Source organism: Vibrio gazogenes, from assembly GCF_002196515.1.
Lineage (GTDB): Bacteria > Pseudomonadota > Gammaproteobacteria > Enterobacterales > Vibrionaceae > Vibrio > Vibrio gazogenes_A.
In genome coordinates this window covers 793,199-807,511 of the sequence record NZ_CP018836.1, presented here as the reverse complement: position 1 = coordinate 807,511, position 14,313 = coordinate 793,199, and the positions used below count along the sequence as shown (strand labels likewise).

At 41.6% G+C, this 14,313-nt stretch carries 2 protein-coding genes; both read left to right on the top strand.

What is annotated here, in order from left to right; genetic code table 11:
- Positions 1–176: 176 nt before the first annotated feature.
- Complete coding sequence (locus tag BSQ33_RS19115; RefSeq protein WP_088134953.1) at positions 177–7,667, top strand: non-ribosomal peptide synthetase; 7,491 nt, start codon at positions 177–179, stop codon at positions 7,665–7,667.
- Entirely contained in the window at positions 7,664–14,296 is a 6,633-nt protein-coding gene (locus BSQ33_RS19110) for a type I polyketide synthase (protein WP_088134952.1), read from the top strand. Before BSQ33_RS19115 ends, BSQ33_RS19110 begins: the two co-directional genes overlap by 4 nt.
- Positions 14,297–14,313 lie beyond the last annotated feature (17 nt).

Here is a 14,313-nt window from a genome sequence, read left to right as displayed (position 1 = left end):
TTGATGTTAAATTTATTGACTGCTATTGTCTGGGTGTAATAACATGGATGTAACATAAGAATTAGACGTTTATCTTTAGAGTTACTCACTATCAATGTTAACTAAAGATAATGAGCCTTAATAGATTATTGTAAAGTCAGACATCGGTGTCTTATCACCGTCAAAGGATAGGTATAATGGATTCTTCTTTCCAAGAGAGAATGATTCTGTCTATTAGACAGCATCGGTTTGTTCTAGATGAAGCGATTTACTGTGGAAATGAATTTTCATCAGAAAATAGAGTAAAAATATATATTGTTCTAGAAAACGGTTATTCTGTACCCATTTGTCGAGAAAAGATATTATCAGATCTTTATTATATTGATAACTTTAAAGATACGGTATGGGATATGTACTTTGTTTCAAATATTCCTATTATTGATGGAGATGTTGATTTTGATGGATTGAATTGTCAATTTACATTCAAGCATGAAATTCAAGATATAGATTCTAATGATATATATCAATATTCCGATATTGAATTCGTATTAAAGGAGCGCGTTAATCAAAGCCGTCGCCTGCACTTATCTGATGTTTTTCAAAACCAATATTTATCTAATGACTATGATAATATCCAGATAGATTCCGCAGAATATTCTTATTCTAATGAAAATTATAAAGAAATTGTTCTTGGAAGACCTAAGGCGATTAGTTGTGGCGGAGAGTTGCCAGAATTTAAGCACTCAGCTTGTACAATGACTGACGCTTTACTCACTACTGTAGATCTATATCCAAATCGTGCTATTACATGTATTGATGAATCTGGTCAGGTAATTAGATTAACTTATAAAATGTTGTTAGCTGAAGCCCAAAAAGTTTTGGCAGGTCTTTCATTATCTGGAATCAAAGCTGGTGATACAGTCATTCTTCAGATAAATAAACTCAATACCTATTTTCCCATGCTATGGGGGTGTATTTTAGCTGGTGTTCGCCCTATTACTGTTGCTGTTCCTCCTGTCTATCATCCAGATCAAAATGTAGTAAAGAAGCTATTTAATATTTGGAGCTTACTAGATAAGCCGGCCGTTATAACCACTTCTGACCATTATTTAGAGATAGAAGAACTGTCATCAGTTATGTCAATGGAAGGATTACGCGTTTTTTCAAGTGAGAAACTGATTAAAAATGGCAGTGTTGATACCTATGCGGAAAGAACACCAAAAGATATTGTTTTTTTGCAGCTGAGTTCTGGGAGTACTGGTGTATCTAAGTGTATTCCAGAGACAAGTCGATCAATCATTAGTCATGCTCAGGCTGAGCAGGTCTATAACGGAGTCAGTGATAAAGATATTACATTGAATTGGTTACCTATGGATCATGTGGTTCCTTTGTTAACTTGCCATTTAAAAGATGTATATCTGGGCTGTGAGCAACTGCATGTTGATACCGGATATATATTATCTGATCCTCTAAGATGGCTTGATTTGATTGATACATATCGGGTGACACATACATGGGCTCCCAATTTCGGTTTTCGCTTAGTGAGTGAGCAATTATCCGAAGGTACTTCGAAACACTGGGATCTTTCTTCTATTCAGTATTTCATGAATGCAGGAGAGCAAGCTACGCTCTCTGTTATTAAAGCCTTTATTGAGGCTGTAAAACCATTTGGGGTTAAACCTCAGTCGATGCAACCTGCTTTTGGTATGGCAGAATCATCAACTTGTATTACCTATAAAAATGATTTTGATGTTGATACTGGAATGTATCATGTTCAACCTGATAAGCAGTTTCCACATATACTGCATCCATATTCAGAATCTGGAGAGGAATATTTTTCCTTTGTGTCTTTAGGGAAGCCTGTTCCCGGAGTTGAGATTCGTATTGCAGATGAAAATAATGAAACTCTTTCAGAAGGGGTTATTGGGAATTTACATATTCGAGGTGCAGTCGTAACTAGCGGTTATATTCGAAATGATGAGGCTAATACAGAAGCACTTGTCGGAGATGGTTGGTTTAATTCAGGAGATCTGGGGTTTATTAAAGATAAAGACTTAGTATTAACTGGCCGCAAGAAAGAACAGGTAATCGTTAATGGTGCAAATTACTATTGCTATGATATTGAAGATATTGTTTCTTCTGTTTCTGGTGTTTTATCTGGCCATGTTGCATCTTTCGGAGCAAGAAATTCTCAGACAGAAACACACTCATTGATTATTTGCTTTGTCCTGTCTGATGAATCTGTTCTGAAAGATCTTTCCATACTATGCCCTATTATTGATGAAATTCGTAGTAGTTTATCTCGTCAGATTGGATTAAGTCCTGAATATATTATCCCTATGTCTAAAGAGCATTTTCCGAGGACAACGAGTGGTAAAATCCAAAGGACAATGCTTTGTAATCAACTTATCCAAGGGAAGTTTGATCTCTTGCTTAAAGAAATTGATCTGTATAGTAACAATTCTAATACTATTCCTGATTATTTTTTTAGCCAGATATGGAGTGTCCGGAATGATTATTCGGTGATGTCAGATGATTATGTTCAGTCAGTAGTTATATTTACTGACTCCTATGGTTTAGGTGATGAATTATCCTATCAGCTCAGAGAGTCAGGATTTTTTGTAATAATCGTTGAATCAGGAGACCAATATGATGTGACCGCTGAGGGACATTATACATTAAATCCACGAGAGTCCAGTCAGATAGAATCTTTATTTCAGACACTCAGACAAAAGAATCAATTCCCATCTTCTGTTATTTGTCTGTGGGGTTATAAGCTGAATAACATTGTTAATGAACATTTCAATTTTCCAGATGATCTTCAGACTATTTTTCATTTTTTATCTCTGGCGAATACTCTGGGAAAAGTGACAGGAGAAGATGAGCAGGTTCATCTTATGATTGTTGGTAGTCAGATGTATACTGTTCTCTCAGATGATACTACTAATTTGCAATTAGGGGTATTACCGGGATATCTCAGAACATTCTCTCAAGAGAATCCTTGCATATTATGTCGTTATATTGACTTAGAGCCTCGGTCATCATTGGAACGGATTGATGCTACAGTTTTAGCACAAGAGTTAAGAATAGTTTCATCAGCGACTGAAGTGGCTTATAGACATGGCAAACGATGGGTCCCGCAGTTGTCAAAAGTCCTTTTTCCACAACAAGAGATCGAATTATTTTCTTCTCCTTTCCAGCAACATGGGTTTTATGTGCTTACCGGAGGTTTGGGAGGAATCGGATTCTTAGTTGCCAGACATTTACTGCAACATTATCAGGCCCGTTTGCTTTTGATTGGTCGTGACTTAACGTTAGACAAATCAGATAAACTAAAAATCCTACAAAGCTTACAGGGTGATGTACTGTATGAAAATGCTGATGTTTGTAATATTGAAGCAATCAGAGCCGCAGTAGAAAAAGCGGAATCTATATGGGGGCAATCGTTGAATGGCGCCATTCATCTTGCTGGTCACTATTCAGAAAGAAAAATTGCCGATGAAAATATTGAATCCGCTCTATTGGATATGGCTCCAAAAGTCCAGGGGGCTTGGGTTTTACACCAAATATTAAGCTATAGAGAAAATACATTCTGTTTATATATGTCTTCAGTTCTTGGTCTGTTTGGAGGAGTGGATGTAGGAACATATGCAGCAGCCAACTCTTTTCTAAGCAATCTCACTCAGTACCAAAATAGTTGTACATCTGTAAGAGCCTACTGCCTTGACTGGAGCATGTGGAACAATGTTGGTATGAATACTGGCTATAAGTTTAAGGATTTCTTTATTGCGAAAGGTTACTTTTTGATCCCCCCACGTCAGGCTTTACTTGCTATGGAAGCTGCATTGCAAACTGGTCCGGGTCGAATTGTTATTGGTCTTGATAAAGAGAATAGAAATATTGCTGCTCGTCTGGATCAGCCCCCAGTTTCTTCTGAGGGCTGGTATGGGTATTATGTTTTGCATGATCAGAGCACCCCATTGCCTGACAGACTGATGAAACAATATAAGACTGATTATGGTATTGCTGGCTTTATTGAATTAGATAAATTTCCACTGACCGACTCGAAGGAAATTGATTTTCGTGCATTAGCACTCTATCGGGAAGAGCAAAAGGAATATGTTAAACCGGCAAATGATCTTGAGTTCAAGATTGCAGAGATTTGGCAAAAAATATTACAAATAGAAGATGTTAGTGTATGTAGTACATTTTTTGAGTTAGGCGGGAACTCACTTTCGGCGATGAAACTCATCGAGCAGTTGTGTACTTTCACCGGACATCCCTTGATGTTAAATCAATTATTTGATTATCCGACAATCAGAGAATTCTCAGAATGGATTGCGACGCTTGAAATTCAAGAGAACTCTCATGAACATATGTTACTTCTGGGAGATGAACAAGATCGCTATAAATCATTTCCATTAACAGACATGCAGCAAGCATATTTTGTCGGACGGCAAAATGTATTTTCTCTGGGAGGAGTGTCGTTACATTGGTATGTTGAAATTGAATGCAGCTCATTAGATGTTTTCCGCTTTAATCAAGCATGTAATTCGGTTATCCGTCGTCATGAAGCACTACGAACAGTAATTGTTGAAGATGATCAGCAGTGTGTTCTTGAACATGTACCTACATGGGAAATACCGATAGTGGATTATTCACATCTACAAGATGTTCAAGTTGATAAATGCTTATCTGAAATTCGGGAAGAAATGTCTCATCAGGTTATTGATCTAAAAGAATGGCCAATGTTTGATGTCAGACTCTCGGTTTTTTCTCCGGAAAAACAGAGGCTGCATATTAGTATTGATGGACAATTTTTAGACACGAGAAGCTTTCAGATTATCTTGCATGATTTACTGGTTCAATATCAACAACCAACGGATAACGATCTATTGGAGCCGTTTGCGTTTTCATTTCGTGATTATGTCCAATGGCAAGAAAACCGACGTCAGGTCCAGGAGCAACAACATTCATTGAACTATTGGCGAGAAAAGATAAAGACGTTAGCGCCGGCCCCTGATTTACCATTGGCAAAACAGCCGAATCAATTGACACAACATAAGACCCGAATTCTTCACCGGAATCTTGCGGTTGATCTGTTGAACAGCATTGAGTCTCAATCACAGGAATATGGTTTAACCTCCGCAGCTGTCTGGTTGACTGCTTATACGACAATATTGGAACGATGGAGTCATTCTCCTCGCTTTACCATCAATGTGCCCATTTTGAACCGCCCATCTGTACATGATCAGATTCATGATGTTGCCGGGTTGTTTTCGACATTTGTTCCTGTGGAAGTTGATTACTCAACTGAAATGACCTTTGTTGAAAAGGTAAAAGATATTCAGTACCGACTTGCTGAAGCTATGGCACATGCTGATGTTTCCGGTGTTGAGATATTAAGGGAAATTTTTCAGCAGCAGTCTCATATCTCAGATAATCTGATGCCGGTTGTTTTTACATGTTTTCCCTCGGGACTGAGTTCATGGGATAAGACGCTTAGTAAGCGTATGAAATCCGTATTCGGGGAACCAGTCTATGTTGCCAATCAAACGCCTCAGGTCTGGCTGGATTATTTAGTGACCCAGGAAGAAGATTGTGTTCATGTTAGTTGGGTTGTTACTGACGGTCTTTTCCCTGAAGGTATGATTGAGGATATGTTTGATGCTCATTATCAGCTTTTGTGTCAGTTGGGCACTATGAGTGAAGCATGGCATTGGCTACCTAAGTCAAGCTGTAGTTTACCCAAAACACAAATGGCTGTTCGTCAGCAGAGTAACAACACCACAACGTCATTTCCTGCTTGTATGCTGCATGAGTTGTTTGATGATCAGGCGGAAAGTCAGCCGGAAAGTATCGCTCTGATAAGTGGTGGGAAACGATTCAGTTATCAGGAAATATTTCATCTTAGTAACCATATCGGTCATCTATTGAGATTGCATGGTATCCAGCCAAATCAGCTGGTTGCAGTGGTTATGAAGAAAGGCTGGGAGCAGATAGTTGCAACCCTGGGAATCTTAAAGTCAGGTGGTGCATATTTGCCCATAGATGCTTCATTACCAGAGGAAAGGCAACATTATTTGCTGGAGAATGCAGATGTAAGTATCGTGCTCACACAGGAAGAATTTGAATATTCATTACGGTGGCCTAAATCTGTTCGAGTTGTTCGTATTAACGATGATATGAAATCTGACGCTTCAGGAAGTAATAAATTGCCTGTTGTACAGTCATGGAATGATCTGGCATATGTCATCTTTACATCGGGGTCTACCGGTCAGCCTAAAGGAGTTATGATCGATCACCTTGGGGTTACGAATACAGTATTAGATATTAATCAGCGCTATCGTGTAACTAACAGTGATCGTACGCTTGCAATCTCCTCACTTAGCTTTGATTTATCTGTCTATGATATCTTTGGTGTACTGGCTGCTGGCGGCACAGTTATCGTACCTGATGCGGATAAACTACGTGATCCGGAACATTGGTTTGAGCTAATCGAACAGGAGCAGGTTAGTGTATGGAACACGGTTCCGGCATTGATGCAAATGCTTGTTGATTATGCTGAAGAATGTCATGGACATCTTCCTGAATCACTTCGCATTGTTCTGATGAGTGGGGATTGGATTCCTGTAAGTTTGCCGGGACGCATCTGGACACTGGGGCGAGACATTGATGTTAATAGTCTGGGTGGGGCGACAGAAGCCTCAATCTGGTCAATACACTATCCCATACGGAATGTAGATCCTCAGTGGAAAAGTATTCCATATGGACAGCCTCTGCTTAATCAGACCTATTATGTTTTGGATCATCATTTGACTGAAAAGCCGGATTTTGTAACCGGAGACTTGTATATCGGTGGTATTGGCCTTGCTCAGGGATACTGGAAAAATCAGGAAAAGAGTCAGGAAAGTTTTATTCTTCACCCAGACACGAAAGAACGCCTGTACCGAACCGGTGACCGCGGTTGTTATTTGCCTGACGGAAATATTCTTTTCCAGGGACGAGAAGATTATCAGGTCAAAATTCAGGGATACCGAATCGAGCTGGGAGAAATCGAGAGTGTTCTAAAAGAATGTGAATTTGCTCAGGATGCTGTGGTCATTGTGATTGAGCCTCGGAAGGGTAGTCGGCAACTTGCTGCGATTGTCCAGGAAGAAGGGGGAAAAGAGCTCAGAAGTCAGATAATATCTGAAGTATTAGAGAAAAAATTACCGGAATATATGGTGCCTTCAGCAATTGTTGTGGTTTCGACAATGCCGTTGACATTTAACGGTAAAGTTGACCGGAATGCTTTGGAAAAACTGGCCTGTGAAGCTTATGAACAAAGACAGAACTCACAATCTTCAGTGCCTGTGTCAGATTTGGAAGCAACCTTGACAAGTGGGCTGCAAGATATTTTATCGGTTCCTTCTGTTGATTTAGAAAGTAGCTTTTTCTCGCTTGGTGCGACTTCTGTGGATGTTGTAGCATTTTACCGCAAACTGAAACAGTCGCTGTCATGTGAACTGTCTACTTCAGATCTCTTTAAATACACGTCTATCCGTAAACTTGCTGACTTTATTGTATCGAAAGACTCTCAGAATCTTGATTTATCAGTTGCTAAATCTCGTGCCAATAAAGCCAGACAGTCATCCGCCAATGCCCGTTCCCGCAGGAAAAGTCGGTTGGAGAATTATGAACTATGAAAGAATTAACACCGGAAGAGTTACAAAGTATTGCTGTTATTGGAATTGGTTGTCGTTTCCCCGGTGCAGATAGCCCTCAGCAGTTTTGGGATAATATGGCTGCCGGTTTAAGTGGAATGGGAGAGTTATCTGAGGATTATTTACAGAATAAAGGTGTCACGAAAGCCAAAAGATCTGATAAAAACTATGTAAGAAAATCAGGGATTCTTAATGGTGTCGAGTTTTTTGATGCTCAGTTTTTTAAAATGCCTCCTTCTGATGTTCGGGTAACTGATCCGCAGCAAAGACTATTACTGGAATGCGCACATGAAGCAATGGAAGATGCTGGTTATGCCTCTGAGCCGGAGGGTTGCCCAGTAGCTGTTTATGCCAGTGTCGGCCTGAATACGTATTTCATCAATAATCTACATAGTGATTTTGTCCGGTCGGATTCGATAGAATATTTAAAATTACTGGTCGGGAATGATAAAGATTATGCAGCAACGATGATTTCTCATCAACTTAATCTGACGGGGCCAAGTGTTAGTGTCAATACGGCTTGTTCTAGTTCTCTTGTTGCGATACATATGGCATGTCGGGCGCTGTTATCCTATGAGTGTGATATGGCTTTGGCTGGTGGGGCGAAGGTTATTGTTCCACATGGTGTTGGTTATCAATATGTAGAAGGTGGCATATTTTCTCCTGATGGACAAATTCGGGCATTTGATGCTGACGCTCAGGGGCCAGCTCCTGGAAATGGGGTTGGGATCGTTTTGCTGAAACGACTGGAAGATGCACTTACTGATCAAGATCCTATCTATGCAGTTATTCGTGGTTCAGCCGTCAATAATGATGGTGGAGACAAAATGTCTTTCACTGCACCGAGTCAGGCAGGGCAATCATCAGTAATTGCTGAAGCATTAGCTATTGCTGATGTGTCAGCAGAGACAATAGGTTATGTCGAGGCGCATGGCACTGGTACTGCTTTGGGGGATCCTATTGAGATCTCAGCATTAAGTGATGTTTATAATCAGGATACTACAAAAAAAAATTATTGTGCTATTAGTTCGGTGAAGACTAATCTGGGACATTTAGATGTTGCTGCTGGTGTGGCAGGTTTCATTAAAGCTGTGGGCTCACTTTACCGTCAGCAATTATTTCCTAGCTTGAATTTTGAACGGCCAAATCCTCAAATTGACTTTGATAATTCTCCTTTTTATGTCAACACCCAGTGTCGGCCGTGGATTAACAATGATGTCAGACGTGCAGCTGTGAGTGCATTTGGCTTCGGTGGAACGAATGCTCATTTAATTTTGGAGCAGGCTAATCTTCCCCTGAGAAATGAAATGCATGTAGGGGCTAAAGAGGACATCTATCCTCTGTGTTTGTCTGCAAAAACCCCTGATGCATTGCGTGATCTTGTTCAGTCTTATCACAATTTTTTGCAGAATTCTCCGGAAGTTTGTCTGGCTGGTCTTTGTTATACGGCTTCTGTAGGCAGAAATCACTATCAATATCGGGCTGGTTTTACTGGCAGAAATCATCATGAACTGGAAACTGGATTGTGTGACTTTCTGAGGGAGAAAGATCAGCCGGTATGGGCATCGTCTGGAGCGATGGGCTGGTCTTTTACCGGTCAGGGGGCACAGTACTCAGGGATGGGCAAGCAACTTTATCGGCAATATCCTGTTTTCAGAAAAGCCCTTGACCAATGTGCTTCTCTACTGGAAGCATACTGGAGTGTTCCACTTACATCTGTTTTGTGGGGAGAACAGAGTTCTCTCCTTTCCCAGACTCAGTATACTCAGCCTGCTATATTTGCTTTTGAATATGCGTTGGCACAACTTTGGCGAACGTGGATCGGTTTGCCAACCTGTGTGCTTGGGCACAGCATCGGAGAATATGCCGCGGCCTGTATTGCCGGCATTTTCTCGCTTGATGATGCGATTAAGATGCTTGTTGCCCGGGGACGGCTGATGGAAGAGCTGACTTTACCTGGCAAAATGCTGGCGGTTTTTGCTTCAGAGGTATCCGTGCAGGAACTATTGACTCAGTTTGAGCAAACATTGTCCATTGCCGCAATCAATGGTCCGGAACATGTCACGATTTCAGGTGCGGCTGAGTGTATTGATGATTTTATAAATCTTTTGCACGAACATGCCGTTGACTACCGTCCTTTAGATGTTTCCAGAGCTTTCCATTCCACGCTGATGAAGCCGATGTTGAGCGAATTTGAGCGAGTTATTAGTACGGTGACATTTCACTTTCCCCAATTAAAGATGATATCTACAGTTACCGGGCAAAGTGAAAGAGGGCTCTTTTGCGATAAACAGTATTGGGTTAGTCAGGTTGAGCAATGTGTACAGTTTGAAATGGCTGTACATACGCTTCATCGGGAAGGAACCTATCTTTGTCTTGAAATCGGGCCTGTGGATATTTTAAATAAACTGGCACAACGATGTGTTCCTGACGGGGTTCAGTGGCTGACCTCGATTGCATTTCGACATCAAGAATATTATCTGCTTGAAACTCTGACTCGTCTGTATACATTGGGAGTAAACATCCACTGGCATTCTGTATATGCTGAAAACCAACCGCAACGTGTCCATCTGCCGACTTATCCTTTCCAGAGACAAAGGTATTGGGTTGAAGCAGATATAAGAGCGAAATCCATTCTTCCGGAGTCGGTAGATCTATCTTCTCATTCTTTACTTTTACATCCACTGTTGGGACGGCCATTTTCTTCTCCATTGCTTGAGAAAGATACTTTCTTGTTTGAATCTCAGGTTTCAGCGGATATGCCGGATTTTCTATCCGATCATGTCCTTCATGGTCAGGTCTTTATGCCTGCCAGTGCAATGATAGAGATGATCTTAGAGGCATCTGTTCAGGTGACTGGCAGCACATTCTTGAGTCTTCTTCAGCTAAGTATTTATCAACCACTTCAATTACCAGTAGACGGAGCTGTAACCCTGCAGGTTTCCTTGGTTAAAACAAGTGAAGGATATACGGCAAAAGTATTTTCTTTCGAACAGGGAAGCCGTCGTATCGGAGCTAGTGCTTTGCTACATGCAGAATGCCAGATTATTGCTAATGAAAACAATCACATAACTGATTCCGGATTTGCCGGATTATCTCAACGATGTACGAAAGAGGTTAGTGTTAGTGAGCTGTATGATATTTTAAAACAGCAAGGTATTGAATTTGGCCACTCCTTCCGGTTATTACAAACAGTCCGACGGTCTGCAGATGAAGCATTCGCGACAGTTGTGTTACCTGAACATATGCAATCACAAATAGATCAGTATTCTCTCCATCCCGCACTCATTGATGCTTGCTTTCAGACACTGAGTGCATTGGATTTGGGGGGTAATACTGATGAAACTTTCCTTTTTCAGGGGTTTGAATCGATGCATTATCATTCGGGGAAAGTGAGTGAATTAAATTGTGCAGTCCGTATAAGAACTGGTGTAAACACTTCTCCGGGTTTACGTATGGCCGATATTCTGATCACGGATTCGGAGCAACAGGCTGTTGCTTCTGTTCTGGGGGTTAAGATCCGGATTGTTCCGAAAACTTTGCTGCAAAACAATATCGTTATAGAGGATCAATTGTCTCTTTATGATGTCCAGTGGCAATACAAGCTCCGCAGTTCTGTTCGGGCCCGGTTGGAAAATTTACCCAGCATTGAAGAACTGATGGCGGAGGTTATACATCAGGATAAGTCTCAGAATAAAATAAGTATCAAAAGTTATTTTGAGGAGCTTAAGTCTGTTGAATCTATGAGTATCGTATATGTTCTGAAAGCACTGCGGAAACTGGGATGGGTGTGGCAGGAAGGAGAATCGTTTACCACAGAGCAATGTGTCCAAACATTGGGTGTTATTCCTAAGTATCAACGGCTTATGGCCCGTATTCTTGCAATGTTAACTGAAGTGGGTTTTCTGGTTCAGAGTGAGCCGCATCTTTGGAATGTGGTGTCTTTGCCAGAAGGCGATGAAGAAGTGATTACGAATCTGGTATTGGATTCGGTGACTGCTGAGCTGAACATACTGAACCGTTGTGGTCCAGTATTGGATCAAGTGCTGATAGGTGTTGCTGATCCTTTGGATGTGTTATTTCCCGATGGTGATGTTACCGATGTCAACCAAGTTTATGAGCATACACCGTTAGCTCAGAGAATGAACCAATTGGTGACTCAAACAGTCATTCATGTTTTAGACACATTTCCTCTTGATCAGGAAGCCAGTATTTTGGAAATTGGCGCGGGTACCGGTGGTACAACGGCAGCTCTTCTGCCTTCTTTACGGGAACATTCGGTACATTATGATTTTACTGACATATCGCCGTTGTTTGTCGAAAATGCTAAAGAGCGTTTCTGTGCCTATGATTTTGTCAGTTATCAGACACTGAATATTGAAAGTGATCTGGAAGAGCAGGGGTTCTCCGAACACCAGTATGACATGATCATTGCTTCTAACGTGTTACATGCGACGAGGGAGATGCACCAGACAATGGCTCAGGTCCACCGGCTTTTGAAGCCGGGGGGAATTCTCGTAATGCGTGAGGTGGTTAAGCCTCAGCGCTGGGGCGATCTTAGTTTTGGCCTGACCGATGGGTGGTGGCATTTCACTGACATAGGCTTACGTCCGGATTATCCTCTTTTATCGGGTAAACAATGGCAATGTCTGTTGCAAGACAATCACCTGACGAATACACACGTTTATCAGCTTGATGAAGCCAGTGCCGAAGCTCTGATTGTTACCTCCCGAGAGTTGGATATTGAGGTGGTTCCGTCGGCTCACTGGCTGATTTTTGCAGATCACCAGGGTGTTGGTGAGTCTATGATGAGATTGTTGACAGCTCGTGGTGACCAGGTGACCTGCGTCACCCAAGGGAATGACTTTGTGAAGACCGGTGAAAGTCACTTCATACTCAATCCATCGGTAGCGCAGCATTATGACATGTTGAGCCAGCATGTTCCTGTTTCCCGGCTTACTTATGTAGTCCACCTGTGGAATCTGGATTTATTGACAAATCATGATTCGCCGAGAGGTTTTACGAAGCAAGTCTCCACAACTTGTGCGAGTGTTCATGCTCTTGAAACATTACTTTCCACAATGGCAGAAAGCGCCTCCTCCGGTAGAGTTTGGGTGGTTACCCGAGGTGCTCAGCAAGTTAGTCATGAGGGTGCAGATGGTTTTGCTCAATCACTTGCCTGGGGTATAGGAAAAACGCTTTCAGTTGAGTACCCGGATTATTGGGGGGGATTAATTGATTTAGACTCTCACCGTGAAGAAGATATTAATAATGATATTGAAGCATCATGTTTATGGCGAGAGATCACGGCAAATGATGGCGAAGAACAACTGGCTTTTCGTGGCAGTTCACGCATGGTTGCCCGGCTCACCCCTTTAACCCCCGATACCGGAAGACAAGAACAGGAATTCTCTTTTGATTCAGAAGCTAGTTATCTGATAACCGGAGGTCTTGGTAAGCTCGGTTTGAGAGCAGCTACTTGGATGATAGAACAAGGTGCAAAACACCTGATTTTAATTGGCCGGAATTCTCCGTCACAGCAGGTAGAATCGACTCTGGAAGAGCTTCGGGTAAAAGGAGACAAAATATACCTTTGCCAGGCGGATGTTACAGACAGAGAATCGATGACGCGGTTATTTACATCTCTGAAACAGACAATGCCAGAAATTAAAGGGGTTATCCATGCTGCTGGAATTTCCGGAGGAGTAACACAACGGTTTGATATCGATTGTTTGGATAACGTCTTACAACCCAAAGTAGCTGGCGCCTGGAATCTTCATGAACTCACGAAAGAGATGCCTTTGGATTTCTTCATTTTGTATTCATCAATGGTCTCTGTATGGGGAGCATCCGGACAGGCTCATTATTCGGCTGCAAATGCTTTTCTGGGAGCTTTGGGGGCATTCCGCCGACAGCAGAATCTTCCGGCGTTAACAGTCTATTGGGGACCATGGAAAGATACGCTGGGCCATCATGAACAGAAAATGGCAGAGAAGTCCGGAGCACGTTTACTCCGCCCTGATGCGTCGTTAAATAAAATGTTTTCTCTGATCGAACAAGATATAAGCCAGGGAATCATTGTTGATATTGACTGGGAAAAATTCAAAGCTGTTTATCAGTCACGAAAAAACCGTCCACTTTTTACCAATATTGTCACTGATACATCGGTAGTTTCACAGTCGAATGCCTCAGTGCCTGATGATGATTTGCAACAGCGCCTTACTGAACTTCCTCCTCAGGAACGTTTACCCCGGCTGACAGCATCCATTTGCAAGGAAATATTGGATGTTCTCGGCTTGCCACCAGAAGAAATTGTAAACCCAGAGCAAGGGTTCTTTGATATGGGAATGGATTCCTTGCTGATTATCGATTTACGTAAGCGATTGTCTCTTCAATTGGGAGGCAGCATTGCCGCACAGGTGATGTTTGATTATCCATCTGTTTCCCGGCTGGCTGAGTTTATTTTGTCATCATTACTTCAACTGGAAAGTCCGGCACCGACAGTTTCAGGGCAACAATCTATCGATGTGGTACAGAATGAATCGGATAACTACGAAGATTTATCGTCAGATGAACTGATGGCTCTATTGGAAGACAGTCTGATTGACTGAAAATAATTATATAAAAA